Below are 25418 nucleotides of genomic sequence, written 5' to 3'. Positions count from 1 at the left end.
GAGACGATGGATATGAAGATGAGCAATGATGACGGCTACTTCGTCGAGGAACGTTCGGCTGAAACCGTGATCGCGCGGATGCGCGACTGTGACGATCCGCGTCTGAAGGAAATCATGGCGGTGGTGACGCGCAAGCTGCACGAGGCGGTGAAGGAAATCGAACCGACCGAGGAGGAGTGGATGAAGGCCATTCATTTCCTCACCGAGGTCGGCCAGATCTGCAATGAATGGCGGCAGGAATGGATCCTGTTTTCCGATATTCTCGGCGTCTCCATGCTGGTCGACGCCATCAACCATCGCAAGCCGAGCGGCGCGTCGGAATCGACCGTTCTCGGCCCCTTCCATGTCGCGGATGCGCCGGAAATGCCGATGGGTGCGAATATCTGCCTCGATGGCAAGGGTGAGGATATGGTGGTCACGGGCCGTATCCTCGATACCGAGGGAGCGCCGGTCGCCGGCGCGCGTATCGATGTCTGGCAGGCCAATGACGAAGGTTTTTATGACGTGCAGCAGAAGGGCATCCAGCCCGATTTCAACCTGCGCGGCGTCTTCATCACCGGCGAGGACGGGCGCTACTGGTTCCGGGCCGCCAAGCCGAAATATTATCCGATCCCCGATGACGGTCCGGTCGGGCAGTTGCTGCGCGCCATGGGGCGTCATCCCTACCGGCCGGCGCATCTGCATTATATCGTTTCGGCCGAAGGCTTCACCACGCTCGTCACCCATATCTTCGATCCCGACGATCCCTATATCCGTTCGGATGCGGTTTTCGGGGTGAAGGAAAGTCTGCTCGCCGATTTCCAGCGGGTGGAGGATGCGCAGAAGGCGCGGGACCTGGGTTTCATCGGCGACTGGTTCTGGTTGGTGAACCACGATTTCGTGCTCGCCCGATGAGCGGCGGGAGCGACCGAACCCGGCTTTACGTGCGTTTCGCCGAAAGCGATCCCGCTGCGGCCGCGCAACGGGCGGCGCAGATAGAGGCTCACAAGGCCCACCTGCGCAATGGCGAGGCGATGGCGGAAGGGTTCAAGATTCTTGTCTCCGGCCCGATGAGCGCGATTGCCGACGGCCCATCCGCCGCCCTCATTATTGTGCAGGCGCGCTCGATCGAAGATGTCATCGCCTTCAGCGATGCCGATCCATTCGTCATTCACGGTGTTTATAACCGCATTCATATTTTGAGCTGGACGCCGACGCTGTCGACGATTTCCGGGCTGGGGCCTGGCTGAATTTCGTCGGCGCGATGCGCCTGGCATTTGTTAATATTTCATTTGCAATTTTTGCAAATGCAACATTTAATCGAAGGCGGGTGATGCTGGCGATATGTGCTTGACAGGAGCAGGGCACATATCAGTGTGGAGCATGCCGGGCACTCACGGAGGATATCGCAGGAACGGGAGACGTTTATCCATACCGGATGGCGCGTTCATGCGTGAAAGGGAGGAACATGTCCACGAATTATCTGAGCGCCGCGTCAGCGCGGACGAAGAACCCGGCCGGCGTTATTGCGACATGCGGCCTGATGATCATGTTTGACGGATACGATCTGGTCGTTTACGGCGCCGTCGCACCGGCACTCTTGAAAGAAAGCGCATGGGCGCTCAACCCGGCCATGGTCGGGCGTGCCGCCGCGCTGACGCTGGTGGGCATGCTGCTCGGCGCGCTATTTGCCGGCACCATGGCCGACCGCATCGGCCGCCGCAAGGTGGTTCTTCTCAGCCTCGCCGGCTTTTCGGCGATGATGATCGCCTCGGCCATGACGCCGAATTTTCTCGCCTTCGAAATCACGCGCTTCTTCGCCGGTCTCGGGCTTGGCGCGCTTTTGCCGACGGTCACCGCGCTGGTGCTGGAATTTTCGCCGCCGCATCGCAGGGCGCAGGCCAATTCCCTGTCTTTCCTCGGTTATCTTATCGGCGGCATCATTTCCGGCGTCATGGGCATCCTTCTTCTGGAGACCTATGGCTGGCGGCCCTTGATGCTGATCGGCGGCCTGCCGCTTATTCTTCTGCCGATCTTCATGCGGTTCCTGCCGGAATCGCCTGAATGGCTGGCAAGCAAGGGCCGGCAGGCGGAGGCCGACGGCATTTGCGACAGCTACGGTCTGCAACGCATCGTGCCGCATGCGAAAATTCAAAAGGGCGGCGTCGGCGCGCTGTTCTCGGAAGGCCGGCTGCTTTCGACGCTGAATGCATGGGGCATCCACTTCTGCTCGCTGCTTCTCACCTTCGGCATGGTCAACTGGTTGCCCACCATCATGAACAAGATGGGTTATGATATCAGCTCGGCGCTCAGCTTTTCCGTCATGCTCAATGTCGGGGCTGCGATCGGCATTCTCATCGGCGGGCGGTTTGCGGATAAGGGCAACGTCAAGGTGGTCGTGGCGATCCTGTTTGCCATCGGCGCCGCCTCGATCTTCGCCCTGACGGTGAACAAGGGTCCGCTTCTTTATGCCTTCGTCGCCCTTGCGGGTGCGGGCACCATCGGCACCCAGATTCTCGCCAATGTTCTGGTGGGACGGCTCTACCCCGTTCATATTCGCGGCACGGGTCTCGGCTTCTCGCTGGCGGTTGGGCGGCTCGGCGGCATTGCCGGTCCGATGATCGGCGGCCTCGTGCTGCAGCGGGGTCTGGCGCCCGAGTGGAATTTCTACATTTTCGGCTCGGTCGCAGTTGTGGGGCTGATGCTGACGGTATTGACCCTGCTTTACCGCACCTCCGGTGACGCGCGGGCTTGATGAACGAAACGTCAGGCCGCGGAGGACTGAAATCCGCGGCCGGAGCATTTCCGCCAAAGCTGCCGAGCGGTTTTACGCCCGGAATAATGACTTTAACGCATCACGCCTTGCGGGAAACCGGCGCGATTGTCGCCATCTGTTGCAACGTCCGTTCGTTGATGCGTTTGGCCCGCGCCAGCGCATCGTCGCGATCTTCCGGCAGTGTATAGGTCATATAGGACAGCGAGGTTTCGAGGTCGTTGTTGTTATGTCCGAGAATGGCGGCGAAGTAGCTGTTCTTGGTCACATGCGGCGGCGCGAAATTGTGAAAGGCCACCTCGGCATAGAGGTGTCGGAGGCCATAGGGCTTGGGAAGCTCTTCCTTCGGCCAGAGATCCTCGAACAGGTTAAAAACCGTGTCCCGGAGCAGCAGGCGGGTTTCCGACGAAAAATCGTCGATCGACATGCCGTGCCACAATTTTCCCTGTCCGCTTTCGCGCAGGCGCCTATAGGCGGCCAGAATGGTTTCCGAGCGGGCAAGCACCGGGATTTCATAGGTAATCCCGAATTTCGTTCCTTCGCCCTGTTTCGTCTTGGCCTGGCCGTTGAACAGGAGGCTCCATTTCGAGACGCCCTTGCCATAGGGGGCAGGTGAAAATTCCGCCTGGGTGAAGACCTCGTAGGGGCGGCGTCCCGTCATGCCGATCAGGCCGATGCCGATCATCAGGGGATCGGCGGACAGGAGCTTATCGGCGCAAATCTTCAGAACCTGCCGGTAATTCTCGAAGGTGATCAGCGCGCCGTGCTTTCTGGCGATCTTCTCCATCTTCACCCGGCGTGCATCGTCATACATCGCGGCATCGCCGGTGGCGATCTTCAGCATCGGGTGGTCGTCGCCGAAGGCCTCGCGGATGGCGTTACGATATTTGGTGATGTAGGAGATGATCGTGGTCTGGGCTCTGCCCTTCATGGTGCTGATTTCAGCATTCCACAGGGTCTGCATCTCTTCTTTCGTTCCCATGCCGTTCATCGCCGCAATGAAATCCGCGATGCGCAGCAGAACGGTTGGCTTGCGGCCGGCGGTATTGAACTCCGCCCGTTCGATTTTTTCGACGATGGAGGTCGCCACGCCGGTTTTCGTATAGTCGGCGCGCGCGATATAGGTGTTCAGCCGCTCGCGCAGCTTCTTCATGTTGCAGATGGCAAGCGGCGTGCTCTTGACGCCGAACTCGGCCTTCAGCGCATTGCGATATTTCATGATGTAGAGTTCGAGCGTCTTTTCGGTGCGGCCATTGTCGAAATGGTAGCGGACCTCGGCATCCCACAGATCACGGATTTTTCTGTTGCGCAGCGTGTCATCGCTCTTCATCGCCTCTTTGACCTGGCCGACGAAATGATCGATGCGTTCCACGAGGACTGGTGTTTTCGTCTTTCGCTTTGAAGCGGGCATGCGGCGGCTCCCTGAACCCGTCCGGAAATATAAAATCCATGGTTGGCGATCAACAGCAGCACGGTTGCGGAAATGTGATGAACATCCACTGCAGGCCGGTTTCTTTTGAATAATAGTTTAAGCGATTCCGCAAGCACGGCCGCGACGCGAAGAAGCATCGGCGATGCATTCGCCGTCAAAGATCATCCTAGACGCGGGATTTCGGCCTGTGATGATGCAGGCTATTTCGGCAGCCGGGTCTTCAGCGAGGTCACGATACGCTTGGCCAGCTCCTCGTAGTCCTCGTCAAAATGGTGGCCGCCCTCGATGCCGACCGCTTCCACGCCCTTGGCTTTCAGGCCGGGGCAGGGGTCTTCATCTTCTTCTTCCGTGCCATAGATGCATTGCACCAGCTTCGGATCGATCTTGGCGATGTCATCCACCGTCTTGCCGCCCTTGCCTTCACCGGCAACGCCAAGCCAGCCTTCGACGGAAATCTCGAAATCCACTTCGGTCGAAAGTCCCATCAGGGTCAGTTGCACGACATGCGACTTGTCGCGGTCCGGCAGCAGATTATAGGTGGCGGGAAGAATATCGGCACCGAAGGAATAGCCGATCAACACCACATTGCGCACTTTCCATTCCTTGCGATAGGTGTCGATGATGCGGCCGAGATCTGTGGCGACTTCCTGCGGTTTCTTTTCCTTCCAGAAATAGCGGAGCGAATCGACGCCGATGACGGGTATGCCTTCCTTCTGGAAGGCGCCGCCCACTTCCTCATCGAGATCGCGCCAGCCGCCGTCGCCGGAATAGATCACCGCCATGGTGTCCATCACCGGGCTGGTTTCCAGAACCTTGATCGGCAGGCCGAGCGGGCTGTCGGTGTCGCCTGCGGCGTCGATCTGGTCGGACAGGGTCTGGGTCAGAACCTCGTCCGCCTTGTCATCCACATCCGTCACGTCGATATCGGGATGCAGCTTGACGAGCGCATTGACGTGGTCGCGGCCCTTCTGATCCGCGGCAGGCGTGAACAGCACGCTGACGGGAGCGGGCAGCGGGCCGTCGGTCAGGCCATAGACCGTTTCGCCATCCGCCTTGTCCTTGGTGGCGGGGGTGCAGAGGATTTTCTCAAGCGGCAGGCCGGCCTTGGGGTCGACGGCAATGGCTTCCCGGACGGTGGAGACGGGGCTCTGCGCAATCATCGCCAGCGCCAGCGCTCCGCCCTTGCCGATGCCGGTGAGGATGGGCTGGCGATAGCTGCTCGTGCCGGCGGTGCGCTGAATCTGCTGCGAGAGCGACTCGATGTCCGAGATCATATAGATGCACTCGTCATCATCGGCCTCGAGCGCCTTCAGATATTCCTTGAAGTCGATGCCGACCACTGCTGCGCCCTTTTCCACCAGCGCTTTGGCGCGGGTTTCATCGGCGGCCGTCCATCCGTCCGCATCGGAAATCAGGAAGACGCTGGCAAGAATATCGCCGTCCGGCACCATGATGTGCCCGGCGGGGATCATGCCGGTCTCGTAAGCGGGCTTGTCCTGCGCGAAAACGGCGCAAGAAACAAACAAGGGGGAGACGAACAGGGCGGAGGCGGCAAGAACCGCTTTCAGCATGCTGGATTTTCTCATTTTCCGATCACTCCTCTGACGCCGCCGCTGATGAGAACCGTCGCATCCATCAGCGCCAGAGCGGCGTCTGCGCCGTTCTGCACGGCAAGGTAACGCGGCTCCCATTTCGGGTGGAACTTCGCCTTGAAGGCGCGAAGTCCCTTGAAGTTGTAGAACCGTTCGCCGTGCTCGAACAGCGTGCTGCCGATGCGGTCCCAGACGGGGGCGGCGTCGCGTTTCGACATGCCGGACATGGGGGCCATACCGAGATTGAAGCTCTCATAGCCCGCCTCGCGCAGATATTGCATGATGCTGACGAAGAGAAAATCCATCGAGCCGCGCGGCGCATCCGGCGAAAACCGCATGAGGTCGACGGTGGCTTCCTTTTTCGTGTCCGTCACCATTAGATTGGCGAAGGCGGTGATCTTTCCATCCTTGCGCAGCACGGCGACGGGTTGCGACAGGATGTAATCCGGCTCGAAAGCGCCAAGCGAGAAGCGCTTTTCCCGGGTATTGTGGTGGGCGAGCCAGCCATCGGAGACCTGTTTCAGCTCATCCAGAATATCCGCCACCTGCGCCTGCTCGACCACCTCGAAGGTCAATCCGTCGCGCGCGCCGCGGCTCAGCGACTGGCGAAGATTGGCGAGCTTGCCGCCCTTCAGTTCGAATGCGGTGAGATCGACCAACGCCAGTTCGCCGAGCTTGAAGGCGCGCAGGCCCGCATCGGCGCAATAGGAGAGGAGGAAAGGCGAAATCTGATAGAAGGCGGCGCGCGCGCCGGCGCCACGGGCGGCTTCCACGAATTGCCAGACCAGATCCGGAAAATCATCCTCGTCGCCGACCGGATCGGCGAAGGCGATCCATGAACGGCCCTGAATGCCATACATGATGAAGGCGTTGCCGCTTTCGGAGAACATCACGTGTTTGTCGCCCATGCGCACCAGATTGGCGTCGGCTGCATCCTGTGTCATGACGATGCCGGTCGCACTCGTGACGTCGTCGGCCTTGATGGCGTCCGGCCTGAAGGCCACCGGCCGCATCAGGCTGAAGATGGCGATGGTGGAGGAGGCGAGCACGAGGCCGAGAAGGGCGCGCAATCCGCGCGGCGCTTCCTCGGAAAATTCGAACTGCCACCATAATGTCTGGCTGTAATCCGTATCGCGATAGACGAAGAGCAGGATTGTCGCCGCGCCAGCAATGATGACGGCCATGGCGGCGAGCCAGCTTGGCCCAAGCGCCTGCTTCACCAGCGAGGCATGGCGGTTGAAGCTGCGCATATTGACGGAAAGGGCCGCGATGAAGACGCCAAGAATGGCGGCTTCGAACACGGCGATGGCCTTGAGGAGCGAGAGGACCAGCGCCAGCGAGGCGGCCACCAGCGCAATCCACCAGGCGCCGTCAAGCCGCTGCCCGAGGCCGCGCGAGGCGACGACAAGCACGAGGCCGAGAATGCTTGTGAGAAAATGCGCCGCCTCGACGATGGGAAGCGGTACGAAATTGGAGAGGAAATCCAGATTGCTGTCCGGTGTCGGCGTCACACTCGAGAAGATCAGCATGGTGCCGAGGATCATCGCGAAGGTCGATAGCAGCGGCGGCGCGAGCCTGACGGCAAGCTGGCTGATATCGGAGACAACAGGCTTTGCCGCGAACTGCTTCATCTCCGAGACGAGCATCACCAGAATGGCCACCACCAGCGGCAGCACGTGATAGATCACGCGGTAAAGAACGAGGCTTCCAAGCAGCTGATCGACGCTGATGGCGTTGCCCAGCCCCGCAACCATGACGGTTTCGAAGACGCCAAGGCCAGCGGGCACATGGCTGAGGACGCCGAGGCCGACGGCGGTGGCGTAGATGGCGAAAAATGTCGGCCAGCCGAGATGCGTGTCGGGCAGGAGGACATAAAGCACGGAGGCGGAAGCGGCGATATCGAAGGCGGAGACGAGGAACTGGCGTGACGATGTCCGGCTGTCCGGGAGACGAAGCCGCCATGCGCCGAGCCGGATGGCATGCCCGTTGCGCCCGACATAGGCCGCCGCCACGAGAACCGCGATTATGGCAAGCGCTGCACCCCTGAGAATAGCGGCATCGACGCCGATGATGGCGGCGATGCGCGGTGCGACGATGAAGGTGGAGATGGCGCTGACCGAAAGCAGCCCAAGCCCGAAGGACAGCGTGACGAAGGCGATGACGCGGGCGATTTCGCCGGGTGACAGACCCAGCCGGGAATAGGCGCGAAAACGGATGGCGCCACCGCTCAAGGGGCCGAAACCGGCAGTATTGCCAATGGCATAGGCCGCAAACGCAGTTGCCGCCATGGGCGGAAAGGGCAGCTTGCGGCCGATATATTCGATGGCATTGGCGTCGTAGAATATCAGCGCCAGAAAGCTGAGCGCGGTGAAGACGATGGCGAGCAGCACCGCCGAGGCTGAGGTCTGTGTCAGCGCATCGATGACGTCGTCATAGCGGACTTCGGAGGTCAGGTGATAGATGGCGAAAGTCATCATCACGAAGACCAGCGTAATGGCGATCGCGGTCAGATAGGGGCGGTTTCTGGCAAAAAAGCTTTCAACCGCGGATTCCGTAACATCGGTTTGTGTAATTTCGCTCTTGTCTGCCATTTACTTTGCCCAGCGCCAGTTCCTGTTGGCGAACCACAGGATTGTGTCGCTAATTCGTTTCGGTTGAGGAAATGTGATTAGCAGAAAAGCATGAAGTGTCGATGTGAAGTTTATGTCCGATCATGCGTGAATTTCACCGGGTTTGGGGCGGAAAATGCAACTATGGAATGCATGATTGACGGGATTGTTCCGAATGACGCCAAATTGACCGTTGCGGTTGCTTGGTGGTGCCGTTTGATGCGACTACACGCTCCTTTCGATTGAAGGAGATGCCAATGAACACGCCCACAAGAATAGTCGTTTCGCTCGTCGTCGCCCTCGTGGCGGGCGGCGGATACATGGCGGTGGATAAGATGCGCGGCGCCGAATGGGTCGTTTCGCCGGAACAGATCGCGGAGGCCAAGGCGAAAGGGCAGATGGGTTATGAATCCCGTCCGGGCACCGTGACCGTATTGCCGATCCGCAGCGAGACGGCGGATGTGCTGCCGATGAAATGGGCGATGATCGGTGTCGTCGCCGGACTTCTGGCCTTCCGGGCGACCGGCAAGAAAAAAGCGGCAAAGGCTTAAGGGCCCGCCGCTTGATGTCTCCGGCGTCCTGCGCCGGAGATAAATTGCAATATGCCTCACGCGCCCCAGGTTTTTTCCAGCACGCGGATCCAGTTGCCGTGGCAGATTTTGGCAAGCGCCTCGTCGTCATAACCACCCTTGCGCAGGGCTTCGACCAGCAATTGCAGATCGGCTGCGTCCTTCATGGCGGCGGGAATGGTGGTGCCGTCGAAATCCGAACCGAGCGCGACGTGATCGATGCCGATGCGGTTAACGATATAGTCCACGTGGCGGACGAGTTCGTTGAGATCGGTATCCGGATTTTTCACGCCGTCCTGCCGCAGGAACAGAACGCCGAAATTGATGCCTGCGAGGCCGCCCGTGTCACGGATGGCGTCAAGCTGCCGATCCGTCAGGTTGCGGCTGTGATTGCACAGCGCATAGGCGTTGGAGTGCGAAGCCACCAGCGGCGCGTCGGAAATCTTCGCGATATCCCAGAAACCCTGCTCGTTCATGTGCGACAGGTCGACCATGATCTTCAGTTCGTTGCAGGTCTTTATGAGCCGCTTGCCGGCATCCGTGAGGCCGGGGCCGATATCCGGCGTCGAGGGGAAACGGAAGGGAACGCCGTAAGCGAAGATGTTCGGGCGGCTCCAGACCGGCCCGAGCGTACGCAGACCCGCTTCGTAGAGAACGTGGAGCGCATCCAGATCGGCGCCGATCGCCTCCGCACCTTCGATATGGAAGACGGAGGCGAAAGCGCCTTTCGCCATGGCATCGCGGATATCGGCGGCCGTGCGGCAGACCTTGAGCGCGCCTGCGGATTGTTTCTCTGCCCGGAACAAAAGGCCGGCCATGGCAAGCGTTGCCTTCAGCGCATCCGCCTCGGTCGGTGTCGGGTAGTCGCCGTTAGCGTCCTTGTCCATGCTGGGCGAAGGCACATAAGCGGCGCAGAGGCCACCGGCCAGCCCGCCTTTCTTGGCGCGCGGCAGGTCGATGTGGCCGACGGTATCCCCTTCGATGAGAAGCGTTTCGGGGGAAGCATTGCCCGATCGCCATAACCGCAGAAGCACGTCGTTGTGGCCGTCGAAGACGGGTACGGTTTTTTGATCGGTCATGGTCATTCACCTTCGGAAATGGATTGCGCGGACGCGCGTGCGGACGAGTTTTCTGAATTGGTAGAGGAAAGGTCAAGGCGGGAGCAAATGCAATCCGTGCATAGGCTCTGCCAAATTTGGAATTGGTCGGGCCTCGTTTGCTCGTGGTAATCGCGGGAAAACATAAAAAAAATGACTGGATTGGGGCAAACCCACACCGTTTCCGAAAAATAAGGTCCGAAAGGGGATTTTCGATGATTTCAAGACGCAACCTGCTGATTGCCGGCGCTGCCGTTCCGTTCCTGTCCTATGCGCGCATTCCGGCTTTTGCCGCGACGCCGAAGGATATTCTGGTTGTCGCCCAGCAACTGGACAATATGACGAGCCTTGACCCGCATGAAGGTTTCGAAGCCGTCGGCGGTGAAATCATCTCCAACATGTATCAGAAGCTGGTGCGCGCCAACCGTGAGGATTCCACCAAGGTCGATCCCGTCATCGCCAAGTCCTGGGAAGCCGATGCGGACAGCAAGGTCTTCACCTTCACGATCGGTGACGAAGCGACCTTCGCGAGCGGCGCCAAGGTCACGGCGGAAGACGTTGCCTTCTCGCTGCAGCGCGCCATCAAGATGAACAAGAGCCCGGCCTTCATCATCAGCCAGTTCGGCTTCACGCCTGACAATGCCGAGACGACCATCGTTGCCGCCGACGACAAGACGGTGAAGCTGACGACGGCAAAGCCGACCGCCATCTCCTTCCTGCTTTATTGCCTTTCGGCCAATATCGGCGCGATCGTCGAAAAGAAGGCGGTTCTCGCCAATGCTTCGGGCGAAGACCTCGGCAATGGCTGGCTGCAGAAGAACAGCGCCGGTTCCGGCGATTTCGTCCTGCAGGCCTGGAAGCCGAGCGAAAGCGTCGCGCTCACCGTCAACCCGAACGGTCCTTACAAGGGCAATATCAAGCGCATCATCCTGCGCCATGTCACCGATCCGTCCTCCCAGCTTCTGATGCTGCAGAAGGGCGATATCGACATTGCCCGCGACCTGACCTCCGAGCAGCTGCGCACCGTCAAGGACGATGCGAATATCGAGCTGGAGCGCAAATCCATTGCCTCGCTGGTGCTGATCTCGCTCAACCAGGGCAATGAGAACCTTGCCAAGCCGCAGGTCTGGCAGGCCATCAAGTGGGCGCTGGACTACAAGGGCATGCAGGAAAACATCGTGCCGCTGACGCACGAAATCCACCAGAGCTTCGAGCCGAAAGGCTTCCCCGGCGCCGTCAACGACATTCCGTACCAGCGCGATGTCGAAAAGGCCAAGGCGCTAATGGCGGAAGCCGGTCTTGCCGACGGTTTCGAGATCAGCATGGATCACTATTCCGCCCAGCCCTATCCGGATCTGGCGCAGGCCATTCAGGCAAATCTTGCCGATATCGGCATCAAGGTGCGCCTGCAGTCGGCGGAAAACCGTCAGGTTCTGACCAAGATGCGCGCCCGCGAACACCAGATGGCGCTTTCCGCATGGGGCACGGATTATTTCGATCCGCATTCCAACGCCGATGTCTTCAACATCAACAAGGACAATGGCGACGACGCCAAGTCGAAGCCCTTCCTGTGGCGTTCGCGTTTCAAGAACGACGATTTCGCCGCCAAGGCGGAAGCCGCCCGTGACGAGAAGGACCCGGCAAAGCGCGTGGAACTTTATGAAGCCCTGCAGCGCGAGCACATGCAGAACAGCCCCTTCGTGTTCATGTTCCAGACCACGAAGACGGCCGCCTTCCGCAAGGGCGTATCCGGTTTCGAACTCGGTGTTCTCTCCGAGGGCAATTCCTACCACGATGCGAAGAAAGCGTGACATTGAACAAGCGCGTCAAAAGCATATCGTCGATACTGGGCAGCGTCATCCTGACGCTGTTCGGTTTGATGGTCATCACCTTCATGATCGGGCGCGTCATGCCTGTCGATCCCGTCATCGCGGCGGTCGGCGACAACGCGCCTGAAGACGTCATCGTGCGCGTGCGTGCGGAAATGGGCCTCGACCAGCCGCTGGTCGTGCAGTTCTTCCATTATGTCTCGCAGGTCCTGCACGGTGATTTCGGCAATTCCATCCTGACCCGCAATCCGGTCTGGGTGGATATTACCCGTGTCTTCCCCGCCACGTTCGAACTTGCCACGGCAGCGCTCATTCTTGCAGCCCTGATCGGCATTCCGCTCGGCGTCTGGGCCGCGGTGAAGCAGGGCAAGCTGACGGACCAGATCATCCGCGTCGTCTGCCTTGCCGGCCATTCGGTGCCGGTCTTCATGCTGGCGCTGATTTCGCTGCTGGTGTTTTACGCCACTCTTGGCGTCGCACCCGGACCGGGCCGGCAGGACATCATCTATGACGGCATGATCACGCAGGTCACCGGCCTGATGACGGTCGACACGCTGCTTGCCGGTGACTGGGACGCCTTTTACGACGCCATCGCCCATATGGTGCAGCCGGTCTGCATCCTTGCCTATTTCAGCATGGCCTATATCACCCGCATGACGCGCGCCTTCATGATCGACGCGTTGAAGGGCGAATATGTCATCACCGCCCGTGCCAAGGGGCTTTCGGCCATGACCGTGATCTGGGGACACGCCTTCCCGACGGTTGCCGTGCAGCTCGTCACGGTTCTGGCGCTCACCTATGCCGGCCTTCTCGAAGGTGCCGTGGTGACGGAAACCGTCTTCAGCTGGCCGGGCCTTGGCCAATATCTCACCGTCTCGCTCATGAACGCGGACATGAACCCCGTCGTCGGAGCAACCCTGTTGATCGGCCTGATCTATGTCGGCCTCAACCTGCTCGCAGACGTGCTTTACCGAGTAATGGATCCCCGCGTTCGATGATGTTAGCTAATTTCAGAAACTGGGCTCTGGATGAGACGCCGCATTCCCGCACACAGGCTGCCTGGGGAAACCGGTATCGCATCTGGCTGAACCTCAAGTCCAACCCGCTGGCGGTGATCGGTCTGACCATCATCGTCGTTTTCATCGCGCTGTCGCTGCTGGCGCCGTTCATCGCGCCTTATGATCCGGCCGCGCAGAACCTCGGCAATCGCCTTGCCTTCCCAAGTGCCGAGCACTGGTTCGGCACGGATGAGCTTGGCCGCGACATTCTTTCGCGCATCCTTTATGGCGGCCGAGTCACGCTTGGCATGGTCATCGCCGTCGTCGTTCTCGTGGCGCCCATCGGCCTCGCCATCGGCTGCATCGCCGGTTATTTCGGCGGTATCGTCGATACGGTGCTGATGCGGGTAACGGATGTGTTCCTGGCCTTCCCGCGCCTCATCCTCGCGCTTGCCTTCGTCGCGGCGCTGAAGCCGGGTGTCGAAAGCGCCATTCTCGCCATCGCGCTCACCGCATGGCCGCCCTATGCGCGTCTTGCCCGCGCCGAAACCATGACGGTGCGCGGCAGCGATTTCGTCGCGGCCTATCGCCTGACCGGCGCTTCCGCCTGGCGCATCATTGCGCGTCACATTGCGCCGCTCTGCGTGCCGAGCCTTATCGTGCGCATCACGCTCGACATGAGCTCGATCATCATCACCGCCGCAAGCCTTGGCTTCCTCGGCATGGGTGCGCAGCCGCCTTCGCCGGAATGGGGCGCGATGATCGCCACCGCCAAGCGCTTCATCTTCGAACAATGGTGGGTCGCCACCATTCCCGGCATCGCCATCTTCCTCGTTTCGCTCGCCTTCAACTTCCTTGGAGATGGCCTGCGCGACGTTCTCGACCCGAAGGGACATTGAGCCATGCTGGTCGAAATCGAAAATCTGAAGATCGCATTCCAGACCCGCACCAGCCGTTTCGAGGCGGTGCGTGGTGTTTCCATGAAGCTCGGCACAGAAAAGCTCGGCATCGTCGGCGAATCTGGTTCCGGCAAGAGCCTGACGGCGCGCGCGCTGATGAAGCTTCTGCCCTCCAATGCCGATATCCGAGCCGACAAGCTCGCCTTCGACGGCATCGATGTGCTGTCTGCCAGCGAAAGGCAGATGCGCCAGATCCGTGGCAAGCGGGCCGGCTTCATCCTGCAGGATCCGAAATATTCGCTGAACCCGGTGAAGACCATCGGCGCGCAGGTGGCCGAAGCCTGGCGCACCCACAAGGGCGGCAGCAAGCGCGCGGCCATGGAAGCGGCCATCGCGCTGCTCGATCAGGTGAAGATCCGCAATCCGCGTCAGGTCGCTTCCTCTTATGCGCATGAGGTTTCCGGCGGCATGGGCCAGCGCGTGATGATCGCCATGATGCTCGCGCCCGATCCGGAACTGCTGATCGCCGACGAACCGACCAGCGCGCTTGATGCGACGGTACAGGCGGAAATCCTGCGGCTGATCGAGGAGCTGGTGTCGGAACGCGGCATGGGCCTCATCCTCATCAGCCATGATCTGCCGCTCGTTTCGCATTTCTGCGACCGCGTGGCCGTGATGTATTCCGGCCGGGTGATGGAGGAGCTGAAGGCTTCCGAGCTTCTGAAAGCCGAACATCCTTATACGCAGGGACTGCTGAACTGCATTCCCTCGCTGACGCATCCGCGCGAGCGTCTTCCCGTTCTCAACCGTGATGCAGCGTGGTCCAGCCAATGATCGACGTCGACAATCTCCGTATCAAGTTCGGCGACCGCGAAGTGGTGAAAGGCGTCTCCTTTTCGGTTGAGAAGGGTGGCAGCTTCGGCATCGTCGGCGAAAGCGGCTCCGGCAAGTCTACCATCCTGCGGGCCATGGCCGGCCTCAATGAAAGCTGGGAAGGCCACATCGCCTTTGCCGGCAAGGATGCACCGCTGCGTCGCACGCCGGAATTCTTCCGGCAGGTGCAGATGGTGTTTCAGGACCCCTATGGGTCGCTGCATCCGCGCCAGACCATCGACCGCATTCTCAGCGAATTGCCGCTGGTGCACGGCATGGACAATATCGAAAAGCGCATCCAGCAGGCCTTGTCCGATGTGGCGCTGCCGCAGGCGGTGCGTTTCCGTTTTCCGCACCAGCTCTCCGGCGGGCAGCGCCAGCGTGTGGCGATTGCGCGTGCGTTGATTGCCGATCCGCAGGTGCTGCTGCTCGATGAGCCAACCTCGGCGCTCGATGTGTCCGTGCAGGCGGAAATCTTGAACCTGTTGCAGGACCTGCGTGCCGCGCGCAACCTCACCTATATTCTCGTCAGCCACAATCTGGCTGTTATCGCGCATCTGTGCCCGCAGGTTGGCGTGATGCTGAACGGGGAAATGGTGGAGCAGCTGAGTGCGGGTGATCTGCGTGAGGGCCGCACGAAACATCCGCATACGGAAGAGCTGCGCAGCCTGAGCATCCGGCTGGAAGAGCCGGCCTGACGGCCGGTCACCTAGCCTCCGTTACACATGGATCGAGCGGGGTGCCGCTCGCTTCTTCTCCCCCGAGGGGGAGAAGGTCGCGGCAGCGGGATGAGGGGGCAAGCTCTCCGAAATTCGGCAACGTCGCCCCCTCATCCGACCCTTCGGGCCACCTTCTCCCCCTCGGGGAGAAGAAACAAGCGGCGATGCCGGTGACAAAACCGTTGTCCTCGCGCGCTGCAATAGAGACACGAGACCGAACCATGCCACAGCAATTCGACTGGAACGCCGCTTCAACCCTTTCAGAGAGCTTCGTCTCGCAATGGGGGGGCAATGAGCCGGGTGGAGCGGTCATCGGTTTCGATCTCAACGGTATCCGTTTCGCCCATGCGGGCGGTGTCGAGAGCCTTTCGACATTCGCACCTTTCACGCCGCAGAGCGTGGTGCGTTATGCCTCCGTCACCAAACACGCTTTCTGCGCCATGGTGCTTGCCCATTCCCATCTGATCGGGTTGGACGATCCGCTCGGCAAGCATCTGCCGGAGCTGCAATCGCCGCTCCGTGAGGTGACGGTGGGGCAGGCGCTGGATATGAGTGGAGGCCTGCCGGATACGCGCGAATGCCTCTCGCTGCTCGGTCTTTCCGTTTACACTGAGACGAAGTCCGGCCCGCTTCTCGAATACCTGTCGCGGTCGACCCGGCTGAATTTCGATGCCGGCAGCGAGGTGTCCTATTCCAATACCGGTTATCGTCTGGTGGAAGCGGCGCTGGAGCGCCGGGGTTTCCGTTTTGACGATTTCGTGCAGACGCAGATTGCCGGCCCCTTCGGCGTGTTCCTGAAGGCGCCGGATGTGTGGAACGATCCGGTCGATGGCCTCGTGCCGGGTTACTGGAAAGCCGAAGACAACTGGCAGCTTTCGGCCGCCGGTCTGCATATTTCCGCTTCGGGGAGCCTTGCCGGCAGCGCCGAAGCGCTGACCCGCTGGCTGCAGGGGCTGATGCGGGGCGAGGGCAGTTTTGCGGGTGTTCTCGACAAGCTTTCTGCTGAACGTTCGTTGGCCGATGGGCGAATGAGCGAATATGGCCTCGGCCTGCGCTGGTCGCATCTCGGTGACAGGCGCTTCGTCGGTCATGGCGGTTCGCATCCGGGATACAAGACCTATTTCCTGCTCGATCCGGAAAACGGCACGGGTTTCGTCGTGGTGTCGAACCGTGAGGATACCAACGGCTTCAAGACCGCGCTGGAAAGCATGGCGGCTCTCACCGGCCTGCCTTTGCCCAAGCCCGCCGCCAGCCTGCCGGAAGGCCTTTACGTGACCGAAAGCGGGCCGTGGTGGCTGGAAATCAAGGGCAGCACATCCACCTTCATCGATGGTGACGATACGCTTTATGAAGATGTCGATGGCTGGGTATCGTCGCGTTCGGCATCGTCGCCCATGCGTTTGAGGCTTGAGGGCGGTGCGATTGTCGGTGAGGCCGGTCACGCCGCCCGCCGTTTCCTGCCGGTCGGCGATCATGCGGTGCCGGATGATCTTTCGGGGTCGTGGCGCTCCGATGAGGGCGCCGAATTTTCGATCAGCGGCTCCTCATTGATGATGGGCATCGGCCCGACGCGTCGCAGCATGCCCTTGAAGGCGCTCGGTAATGGTCGTTTCCTCTTCACGCTGATTGACGGGCCGTGGACGAAGCGCGTCTGCCTCAATCGTCTGGGCGATGACCGGATCGAGCTGGTTTCCAGCCGGGCGCGGATGATCGAATATTCAAGGGCTCTTTAAAAGAGTTTCATTCACATCCCATTGCTCCTAATAAAGACGCTTTCCGAATGAACGGATAGGATATTGTTGGTGGGAGTGTGAGCCGTGGAAGTCAAATGGCTCGAGGATTTCCTGGCGCTGGCCGGAACGCTCAATTTCTCGAAGGCGGCGGATGAGCGGCATGTGACGCAATCCGCCTTCAGCCGGCGCATCAAGCAGCTGGAAGCCTGGGTGGGCGCGACGCTGGTTGACCGCGCCTCCTATCCTTCCCGGCTGACCGAAGCGGGTGTGAAATTCGTGCCGGTGGCGCAGGAGACGCTGAAGCAGCTTTATCATGCCCGGCGCACGCTTCTTCAGGAAGAGGGGGCCGATGCCAGGACGGTGCGGCTGACGGCGTTGCATACCCTGTCCTTCACCTTCTTTCCCGACTGGCTGAAACGGGTGAACGAAAAGGCGGGACCGCTGTTTTCTGTGCTGAGGCCCGATTCCGGCAGCATGGAGGAAAACCTCAATTCGCTGGTGGACGGGCAGAGCGATTTCCTTCTGACCTATGCCCATCCCGAAGTGCCTATGCTGCTCGATGCGCAGACCTTCGAGTTCCGCGTGCTGGGTGCGGAAAACATCATTCCCGTTTCCGCGCCGGCGCAAGATGGTTCACCGCTGCATGAACTCGTGGAAAATGCGCGAAAACCCTTCGCCTATCTGGATTATGAAAAGGCCTCGTTCTTCGGGCCGTTGCTGCGCGATCTGCTCAGCGCGCGCCTGCCGCAATTCGAGCGGGTGCATGAGGGCAGCATGTCGGTGGGGCTGAAAGCCATGGCGATGGCCGGCTGGGGTGTCGCCTGGGTGCCGGAAAGTCTGATGCGGCAGGAGCTGGATAGCGGCGCGCTGGTGCGTGCCGCCGATGAGAGTTTCGATATTGCCGTCGATATCCGGCTCTATCGTTCCAAGGAGAACCGCCGGCCCGTGGTCGAGCGTATATGGGCGGTTCTCGAAGGCTGATGCTTGCTTAAATCGCTGTGCGGCGGGCGTTTTCCAGATAGAGCGCGCGCAGACGGCTGACGAGCGGGCCGGGCTTGCCATTGCCAACCGGCTTGCCGTCAATCTTCGTCACTGAAACCACGAAGTTGGAGGCGCTGGTCAGGCAGGCTTCATCGGCATTCAGCGCCTCTTCCAGCGTGAAGGGCCGCTCTTCCAGCGTGAAGCCGGCTTCCCTGGCCAGCTGCAGGGCGGCGAGGCGGGTGCAGCCGGGCAGGGTCTTGTTGCTGTTGCCGCGGGTGATGATCTTTTTGTCGCCGGTGATGATATAGGCGGTGGAAGATGCGCCTTCGGTGACGAAACCATCCTCGATCATCCAGGCTTCGTCGCAGCCCTCGGCCTTGGCGATGCGCTTTGCCATGACCTGCGGCAAAAGGCAGACGGTCTTGATGTCGCGGCGTTCCCAGCGCTGGTCGGGAACGGATTTGACAGCGATGCCGGCTTCCTCGACCGGTGTGCCGATCAGCTTCTTGGCCTGGGTGAACATGACCAGCGTCGGCTTCAGATCGGCGGAGAAGAGGAAGTTGCGGTCTTCGGCGCCACGCGTCAGCTGCAGGTAGATCATGCCTTCGACGAGGTTGTTGTCGGCGATCAGGCGGCGCTCGGCCTCGACGATCTCTTTCGTGGTGACCGGCAGCGGCACGTCGATTTCGCGGGCGCTGCGTTCCAGCCGGGCCATATGCAGGTCGCTGTCGATCAGCTTGCCTTCCAGAACCGAGGTGACTTCATAAATACCGTCGCCGAACAGGAAACCGCGGTCGAAGATGGAAAGGCGGGCGTCCGCTTCGGGCAGGAATTCGCCGTTGACGTAAACGATGCGACCGGATTGGCTAGTCATGAAAACTCCGTCTGGAAAAGTCAGGCTGAAAGAAGGGTTTTAAGGGCGTCGATGGAAATGGCCTCGACCGTGGAGGCCTTGCCGGTGCCGGCATTGAAGCCCGTGGTCGTATTGGCCGCGCAGAGCGAATTGAGGATCGCCTCCTCCGTCGCCTCTATCGCGGCTTCGAAGAGCGGCGAAATCGCATCGTTGGAAAGTTCTGGATAGTCTGCGACGGCCTTGCGGCGCGCGGGCGTGCGACGAAGGCGCTCATCGGTGGAAAATGCAAGTGCGTAGTCGCCGGAACCATTGCTGAGTGCGGCACCCGTGCGGGCCAGCCCGCCGAAGCTTCTGGCGGCCAGACGCTTCAGATTGCGGGACGACAGCGGCGCGTCGGTCGCGACCACGATGACGATGGAGCCGTCCTTGTCCTTATGCTCCGGGCTGACATAGGGCTTGCCGCAGATCAGCAGATGGCCGCCATAGTTGGACTGTACGAGAACGCCGAGCGTATAGGTCGTTCCGGCGATGGTGACGATGCGGGATGCGGTGCCGATGCCGCCCTTCATGCCGAAGGCGACCGTACCGGTTCCGGCACCCACGCCGCCCTCGGCCACCGGGCCTGTTGCAGCATTTGCCAACGCGGCTGATATTTCATCGACCGTCGGGCGGCCGGCACGGATGTCGTTCAGGCGGGAATCGTTGGTCTCTCCGACGACAGCATTGATCGACACCACCTTTTCATTGCCCGGCTGCGCCAGCGTATGGCGGTTGATCGCTTCAATGGCCCGGCCTGTCGCCAGCGTGTTGGTGAGGATGATGGGTGTTTCGAGTTCGCCGAGTTCCTCGATCTGGGTGGAGCCGGCAAATTTGCCGAAGCCGTTATAGATGGCGAAGGCGGCAGGCACCTTGTCCTGAAACAGATTGCCGCCATGCGGAAGGATCGCGGTTGCGCCGGTGCGGATCGTCTCGCCTTCGATGACGGTCGAATGGCCGATGCTCACGCCTTCGACATCGGTGATGGCGTTGAGCGGGCCGGTCTCGAAATGGCCGGGCCGGAAACCGATATCGCGCAGTCTCGGGCGGGTCGTCTGATGCATCGGGCGATCACTTTTGCGGAATGCAGGCTGAAATTGGAGCGGGCGCGGCTTGCGAAAAGCTTTGCCTGTCCGAACGTTAGCCTAGTTCTCCGCGAAACGGCATCGCAAAAATGGAATAGTTTTATGCGGGCAATGGATGCGCTCAGGAGGCGCGCAGCGCGGGTTCGCCTTCACGCTCCAGCCATTGCCGCATGGCTTCCTCGGTCTCTTCGCGCGTGGGTGCGCCGATGCGGCCGCCGAAGATCGTGCATTTCAGCGCGGCGGCAACGGAGGAGAGCCGGATGGCCGCACGGCTTTCCATCCCCTCAGCCATCGCCAGTGCAAAGGTGCCGTGGAAGATGTCGCCCGCCGCCAGCGTATCCACTGCCTTAACCTGCATCGTCGTCTGGAAATGCACGGTCGGATCGCCGGCCTCCGTCCACCAGCAGCCCGCCGGTCCGGCGGTGACGGCGATAAAGGTTTGCGGATAGCGGGCGTGTAGCACCGGTAGCATGTCTTTTACAGTTTCGATGCCCGTCAGCCGGGCGGCGGCGGGTTCGGAAAAGACGATATGGGTTGGGGCGGGGGCCAGCTTCTCAAGGGTTTCGATGGGTGCAACGTCGCCATCCAGAATGGCTGGTTTGCCCAGAGTGCGTGCCACAGTCAGCACATCGAGCGCCAGTTCCGGCCAGCGAACATCCACCAGAACGGCATCGAACGGGGCAAGGTCTTCCGGCGTGCAGGAGCGTTTTTTCTCATGCAGGCGATGATCGTAAAAAGGCACGATCAGCCGTTCTCCCCGGTCATCGATGATGATCGTCGAGAGTGCCGAGCGCGCACCGGTGGCGATGGTCATGCCGGCAACATCGATGCCGCTTTCGGCGAGATCGCGCAGGATGCGGGTACCGGTCTCGTCATCGCCCAGTGCACCCCACAGGCTGGCGCGGCCGCCCATGCGATGCACGGCATAGGCGGCGCTCGACGCCATGCCTTCGGCGATCTGCAACATCTCGTAGGGCAGAACCTTGCCTTCGCCCTTGGGCATCTCATGCACGCGAAACAGGGTGTCGAGCACGGCGGCTCCGACGCACAGCACATGTTTGCCTCGCTGTTCCCTCGTCATTCTCTTCGCTCCCGCTGCGCCTCAGATACGCTTGCCGCTGTCCTTGTCGAACAGATGCACGGTTGCCGGATCGATGGCAATGTGGATCGCATCGCCGAAGCGGACATTGAGGCGCTCGCGGAACAGGCAGGCGATCTCGTCGCCCTTGCAGTTCAGCTTGGCGTAGATTTCCGAGCCGGTGCCTTCGACCAGTTCTACCCGGCCTTCGATGCCGGTCTCAGCGGCGCGGATGTGTTCCGGCCGCACGCCGTAGACGAGGTCGCGGCCGCCCAGTTTGCCGATATCGGCATTGGCGGGCAGCGGCAGGCTGAGGCCTTTCGCCGTGCGGAACACACCTTCTTCGACGCGGCCGCGAATGAAATTCATGGCGGGCGAGCCGATGAAGCCGGCGACGAAGAGGTTGGCGGGATTGTCGTAAAGCTCCAGCGGTGCGCCGATCTGCTCAATGACGCCGTCATGCAGCACCACGATCTTGTCGGCCATGGTCATGGCTTCCACCTGATCGTGGGTGACATAGATGGTGGTCGTGCCGATGCGCTGGTGCATGGCCTTGATCTCGCCGCGCATCTGCACGCGCAGCTTGGCATCGAGGTTGGAGAGCGGCTCATCGAACAGGAAGACCTGCGGATCGCGCACCAGGGCGCGGCCCATGGCGACACGCTGGCGCTGGCCGCCGGAAAGCTGGCGCGGATAACGGTCCAGCAGCTTTTCCAGTCCCAGAATGGCGGCGGCCCTGTCGACCTTGGCCTTGGTTTCCTCGGCGCTCACCTTCTTCAGCTTCAGCGCGAAGCCCATATTATCCTTCACCGTCATGTGCGGATAAAGCGCGTAGTTCTGGAAGACCATGGCGATATCGCGGTCGCGGGCGGGCAGGTGGCTCACCTCGCGCGGGCCGATGTGGATTTCGCCGTCGCTCAGCTCTTCCAGCCCGGCGATCATGCGCAGCAGGGTGGATTTGCCGCAGCCGGAAGGGCCGACGAGCACGACGAATTCTCCGTCCTTGATGTCGATATCGATGCCGTGGATGATGTTAACCGCGCCGAAGCGCTTCTGGACGTTTAGAATGTTGACCGGTGCCATTGTAAAGGTTCCCGTTATAATTTGTTTGGTTCAGCCGCCCTTGACGGCGCCGGCGGTCAGGCCCGCCACGATCTGTTTCTGCGCGAACATTGTGAGCAGCAGCACCGGCAGCGTGACGATGAGCGCGGCTGCGGCAAGCGGACCCCAGCTCACCTGTTCGAAGGACAGCATGTTGTAGACCGCGACCGGAAGGGTGCGCGTTTCACGGCTGGCCAGCACGATGCCGAAGACGAAGTTGTTCCACGAGAAGATGACCGCGAGGATGAAGGAGACGACGATGCCGGGCTTGGCAATCGGCAGCGCCACCAGCCGGAACACCTGCCAGGAGGACGCGCCGTCAATGCTTGCCGCCTCTTCCAGTTCCTTCGGCGTGGTTTCGAAATAACCGATCATGATCCAGACGACGATCGGAACCGTCACCACCAGATGGATGATGATCTGCGGCCAGAGCGTGCCCAAGAGGTTCAGCCATTGGAACAGCAGGAACAGCGGAATGAGGAATGAGAGGCCGGGCGTCATGCGGGCGATCATGATGACGACGGCGGATTTTTCCGCCTTAAGCCGGGCGATGCCGTAACCGGCGGGCACGCCGATGACGAGCGCCAGAATGGTGGCGGCACCGGTGACGAGGACCGAATTCCAGAAATAGAGGAAGAAATTATTCTCCTCGAACACCTTCACATAATTCGACCAGGCGAAACGTTCGGGAATGAGGATCGGCGGATAGGCGCCGTTGTCGATTTCATATTTCAGCGACAGCGAGATCATCCAGATGAAGAACAGGATGACCGGCGAGATCATCACCAGCGCTACGAAGAACAGGCCGATGCGATCGAGCGTCTTGCGTTTCAGAATCTGGCGGCTCATCAGCGATCCTCCATCTCGTTCCATTGCGAACGCTGGCGCACCATCAAAAGCACGAAGGAGAGCGCCACGATGATGATGAAGAAGACGACGGCCATGGCCGAGCCGTAACCGATGTCGTAATAGGCAAAGGCCGTATTGTAGAGGTAGATATTGATAGTTTCGGACGCCGTGCCGGGTCCGCCTTGAGTCATCGCATAGATGATGTCGAAGCTTTTCACGGCGTCGATGGAGCGGATGATGACGGCGATCATCAGGAACGGCGCGATCATCGGCATGGTCAGGTAACGGAACTTCTGCCAGGCATTGGCGCCGTCGATTTCAGCGCTTTCATAGGGTTCGCGGGGAACTGCGGCCAGCCCGCCGAGCACAATCAGCATGACGAGCGGCGTCCATTGCCAGGTTTCCACCAGCACCAGCGAAGGAATGACGGTGGACTGGTTGTAGATCCATTCCAGCGGGCCGATGCCAATGAAGGACAGCAGATAATTCAGGACGCCGAGCTGTGGGTGGAACATCATGGTCCAGACGAGCGCGATGGCGACCGGGGTCGCCATCATCGGCATGACGAAGACGCCGCGCAGAAAACCGCGCAGCGGAAATTGCGCATCGAAAACCAGCGCCGCCAATGTTCCGAGGAACAGTGGGGCGACGACCGACAGCACGGTATAGATGAGCGTGTGCCAAAGCGATTCCCAGAACCGGGCGTCGCTGGCGAGCCTTATATAGTTCTCGAAACCGATAAAGCTCTGCTCCTGTCCGAGCGTCCAGCGATGTGCGCTCATCCAGAGGGTAAAGACCCATGGGAAAACGATCACCGCTGATATGACGACAAGTGCCGGTATGACAAAGGGCCAGTAGTTGGGAGCAAGCCTTGCCGGCCTGCTCCCTTCTCTCCGGCTCGCGCCTGTTTTGGTGTTTTCGATGCTCACGGAGGCCATTATCCCTCGCTACGCGCCAGAACGGGTGCGAACTGTTCCGTCGCCTTCTTGAGTTCGGCTGCGGGGTCTGCGCCGCCGATCATGTTGGTGAGGCCGACGCCGTAGATGTCGCGGAATTCCGTCACCGGAATGATGACGGGCAGCGCAAGCTGCGAGACCTTGCCGGAACCGACGACCGCATCCAGCCAGGCGGCCGGCATCTTCACGCCTTCGCGCACTTTCTGGTCTTCGAGGATGGACTGGCGGAAGGGAACGCCGGCACCGGCCTGCAGGAGACGTGCACCCATTTCATGCGAGATCGCCCATTGGCAGAAGAGGTAAGCGGCTTCCTTCTTGCTGCTGGCTTCGACAACACCAAGACCATCGCCGAAAGTGCCGGCGGCCTGGGTTGCAGGACCCTTCGGCATGACGCCATAACCGACCTTGCCGACCACGCGGGATTTTTCCGGGTTCTCGATTGGCGGCGCAAAACCGACGCCATCGAACCACATGCCGATCTTGCCCTGCAGGAAGGCCGACTGCGCTTCCGCCCAGTTGAAGCCGGAGACGCCGGGAGGGGCGGCTTTGGTCATCAGGCGCTGGTAAAGCGCTGCCGCTTCCACCGCTTCCTTGGATTCGGTAACGAGTTTGCCATCCGCGCCGATGGGCTTTGCGCCGTAACCCAGCATCAGCGAGGTCCAGACCGGGGTATTGGCGTTCTTCAGGCCACGCGCCACGAAACCGTAGGTGTTGGTTGCGGGATCGGTGATCTTTTCCGCCGCGGTTACCAATTCCTCGAAGGTTTCAGGGTATTTCAGGCCCTTGGCTTCGAAGAGTTCCTTGTTCCAGTAGACGATCCAGTAATCCACGGAGAAGGGCAGCGAGCGCAGCACGCCGTCACTATCCTTGGCAAACAACATGCCGGCTTCGGCGAAATCCTTTTCGACGAGCGACGGATCGGTCAGCGATGGGTCCTTCAGGAAGCCGCTGATATCGGCAAGCCATTTGCCCTTTTCGAACTGGCGCTTCTGCACGTGATAGCTCAGATGCACCACATCGAAGCTCGGCTTGCCGGAGGAAAGCTCGATCACGACCTTCTGGCGCTGCTGCTGTTCCGGGGTTGCTTCGGCATTGACCTTGATGCCGGTCAGCTCTTCGAATTCGCCGAGATATTTGATCAGCGTTTCGCTGCGCGGGCTTTTGACGAGGTTGACCTCAAGCGTGGTGCCGGCGTGTTTTTTCCAGTTCACCGCTGCCGATGCCGGGCGAATGCCGAGCATCGCGCCGCCGCCAAGCGCCGCCGTGCCTGCCAGAAAGGCGCGACGCGTGGGGTTGAGCAATGAATGCGTCATGTCAGTTCTCCTCCAGATTAGCCGGAAATTCTCCTCACCCCGGCTTGTTGCTTATTTTCCTGCA

22 protein-coding genes are annotated in these 25418 nt (G+C 60.6%); 11 read left to right on the top strand and 11 right to left on the bottom strand.

Going from position 1 to position 25418, the window contains the following annotated elements; genetic code table 11:
* Positions 1–6: 6 nt before the first annotated feature.
* The 3 genes from graB (at position 7) to ACQZ5N_RS22610 (ending at position 2734) form a co-directional block, all read left to right on the top strand.
* Positions 7–894 carry a hydroxyquinol 1,2-dioxygenase gene (gene graB / locus ACQZ5N_RS22620; protein WP_448734166.1) on the top strand — a complete coding sequence of 296 codons (888 nt, stop codon included), beginning with the start codon at positions 7–9 and terminating at the stop codon, positions 892–894.
* Positions 891–1229 (top strand): YciI family protein, encoded by a 339-nt coding sequence (locus tag ACQZ5N_RS22615; RefSeq protein ID WP_448734165.1) that lies wholly within the window; start codon positions 891–893, stop codon positions 1227–1229. Before graB ends, ACQZ5N_RS22615 begins: the two co-directional genes overlap by 4 nt.
* 218 nt (positions 1230–1447) lie before the next feature.
* Positions 1448–2734, top strand: a complete 1287-nt coding sequence (locus ACQZ5N_RS22610) for an MFS transporter (protein WP_448734164.1) — start codon at positions 1448–1450, stop codon at positions 2732–2734.
* Positions 2735–2834: 100 nt separating this feature from the next.
* Here the strand turns inward: ACQZ5N_RS22610 and telA are convergent, their stop codons facing one another.
* The 3 genes from telA to mprF form a co-directional block, all read right to left on the bottom strand.
* Positions 2835–4163 carry a telomere resolvase TelA gene (gene telA, locus ACQZ5N_RS22605; protein ID WP_448734163.1) on the bottom strand — a complete coding sequence of 443 codons (1329 nt, stop codon included), beginning with the start codon at positions 4161–4163 and terminating at the stop codon, positions 2835–2837.
* Positions 4164–4384: 221 nt separating this feature from the next.
* On the bottom strand, positions 4385–5770 hold the full coding sequence (locus ACQZ5N_RS22600; protein ID WP_448734162.1) for a virulence factor: 1386 nt from the start codon (positions 5768–5770) through the stop codon (positions 4385–4387).
* Positions 5767–8367 carry a bifunctional lysylphosphatidylglycerol flippase/synthetase MprF gene (mprF, locus tag ACQZ5N_RS22595; RefSeq protein ID WP_448734161.1) on the bottom strand — a complete coding sequence of 867 codons (2601 nt, stop codon included), beginning with the start codon at positions 8365–8367 and terminating at the stop codon, positions 5767–5769. Before mprF ends, ACQZ5N_RS22600 begins: the two co-directional genes overlap by 4 nt.
* Positions 8368–8642: 275 nt before the next feature.
* On the opposite strand from mprF, the gene ACQZ5N_RS22590 reads away from it, so the two are divergent.
* Complete coding sequence (locus ACQZ5N_RS22590; protein ID WP_448734160.1) at positions 8643–8936, top strand: hypothetical protein; 294 nt, start codon at positions 8643–8645, stop codon at positions 8934–8936.
* A gap of 56 nt (positions 8937–8992) precedes the next feature.
* Here ACQZ5N_RS22590 and ACQZ5N_RS22585 read toward each other — a convergent pair whose 3' ends face one another.
* Positions 8993–10033, bottom strand: a complete 1041-nt coding sequence (locus ACQZ5N_RS22585; RefSeq protein ID WP_448734159.1) for a dipeptidase — start codon at positions 10031–10033, stop codon at positions 8993–8995.
* A 233-nt stretch (positions 10034–10266) separates the two neighbouring features.
* Between ACQZ5N_RS22585 and ACQZ5N_RS22580 the strand changes: the two genes are divergently transcribed.
* The 7 genes from ACQZ5N_RS22580 (at position 10267) to ACQZ5N_RS22550 (ending at position 18083) form a co-directional block, all read left to right on the top strand.
* Positions 10267–11862 (top strand): ABC transporter substrate-binding protein, encoded by a 1596-nt coding sequence (locus ACQZ5N_RS22580; protein ID WP_448734158.1) that lies wholly within the window; start codon positions 10267–10269, stop codon positions 11860–11862.
* Between the two features lie 2 nt (positions 11863–11864).
* A complete protein-coding gene (locus tag ACQZ5N_RS22575) occupies positions 11865–12878 on the top strand; it encodes an ABC transporter permease (RefSeq protein WP_167377540.1) in 1014 nt (337 codons plus the stop codon).
* Positions 12875–13777 (top strand): nickel transporter permease, encoded by a 903-nt coding sequence (nikC, locus tag ACQZ5N_RS22570; RefSeq protein ID WP_059755113.1) that lies wholly within the window; start codon positions 12875–12877, stop codon positions 13775–13777. The genes ACQZ5N_RS22575 and nikC overlap by 4 nt, the downstream gene beginning before the upstream one ends.
* 3 nt (positions 13778–13780) lie before the next feature.
* Positions 13781–14611, top strand: coding sequence for an ABC transporter ATP-binding protein (locus tag ACQZ5N_RS22565; protein ID WP_448734157.1), 831 nt, complete (start codon positions 13781–13783; stop codon positions 14609–14611).
* Complete coding sequence (locus ACQZ5N_RS22560; protein ID WP_448734156.1) at positions 14608–15348, top strand: ABC transporter ATP-binding protein; 741 nt, start codon at positions 14608–14610, stop codon at positions 15346–15348. The genes ACQZ5N_RS22565 and ACQZ5N_RS22560 overlap by 4 nt, the downstream gene beginning before the upstream one ends.
* Positions 15349–15590: 242 nt before the next feature.
* Complete coding sequence (locus ACQZ5N_RS22555; protein WP_448734155.1) at positions 15591–17102, top strand: serine hydrolase domain-containing protein; 1512 nt, start codon at positions 15591–15593, stop codon at positions 17100–17102.
* 84 nt (positions 17103–17186) lie between these two features.
* Complete coding sequence (locus ACQZ5N_RS22550; RefSeq protein ID WP_448734154.1) at positions 17187–18083, top strand: LysR substrate-binding domain-containing protein; 897 nt, start codon at positions 17187–17189, stop codon at positions 18081–18083.
* A 7-nt stretch (positions 18084–18090) separates the two neighbouring features.
* Here ACQZ5N_RS22550 and ACQZ5N_RS22545 read toward each other — a convergent pair whose 3' ends face one another.
* The 7 genes from ACQZ5N_RS22545 to ACQZ5N_RS22515 all read right to left on the bottom strand — a co-directional run bounded on the left by ACQZ5N_RS22545 (position 18091) and on the right by ACQZ5N_RS22515 (position 25354).
* Positions 18091–18957: a D-amino-acid transaminase gene (locus ACQZ5N_RS22545; protein ID WP_448734153.1), complete on the bottom strand. Its 867-nt coding sequence runs from the start codon at positions 18955–18957 to the stop codon at positions 18091–18093.
* 20 nt (positions 18958–18977) lie between these two features.
* Positions 18978–20036: a P1 family peptidase gene (locus ACQZ5N_RS22540; protein ID WP_448734152.1), complete on the bottom strand. Its 1059-nt coding sequence runs from the start codon at positions 20034–20036 to the stop codon at positions 18978–18980.
* Between the two features lie 142 nt (positions 20037–20178).
* Positions 20179–21138: a sugar kinase gene (locus ACQZ5N_RS22535; protein WP_448734151.1), complete on the bottom strand. Its 960-nt coding sequence runs from the start codon at positions 21136–21138 to the stop codon at positions 20179–20181.
* 21 nt (positions 21139–21159) lie between these two features.
* On the bottom strand, positions 21160–22218 hold the full coding sequence (locus tag ACQZ5N_RS22530) for an ABC transporter ATP-binding protein (RefSeq protein WP_448734150.1): 1059 nt from the start codon (positions 22216–22218) through the stop codon (positions 21160–21162).
* 30 nt (positions 22219–22248) lie between these two features.
* Positions 22249–23070 (bottom strand): carbohydrate ABC transporter permease, encoded by an 822-nt coding sequence (locus tag ACQZ5N_RS22525; protein WP_031233854.1) that lies wholly within the window; start codon positions 23068–23070, stop codon positions 22249–22251.
* Positions 23071–23084: 14 nt separating this feature from the next.
* Positions 23085–24023, bottom strand: coding sequence for a carbohydrate ABC transporter permease (locus tag ACQZ5N_RS22520; RefSeq protein ID WP_020810163.1), 939 nt, complete (start codon positions 24021–24023; stop codon positions 23085–23087).
* Complete coding sequence (locus ACQZ5N_RS22515) at positions 24023–25354, bottom strand: ABC transporter substrate-binding protein (RefSeq protein ID WP_448734149.1); 1332 nt, start codon at positions 25352–25354, stop codon at positions 24023–24025. Before ACQZ5N_RS22515 ends, ACQZ5N_RS22520 begins: the two co-directional genes overlap by 1 nt.
* Positions 25355–25418: the final 64 nt, after the last annotated feature.

Source organism: Agrobacterium sp. 22-221-1, from assembly GCF_053522445.1.
Note: the sequence above shows the minus strand (reverse complement) of the source record. Positions and strands in the feature narration are given on the sequence as shown.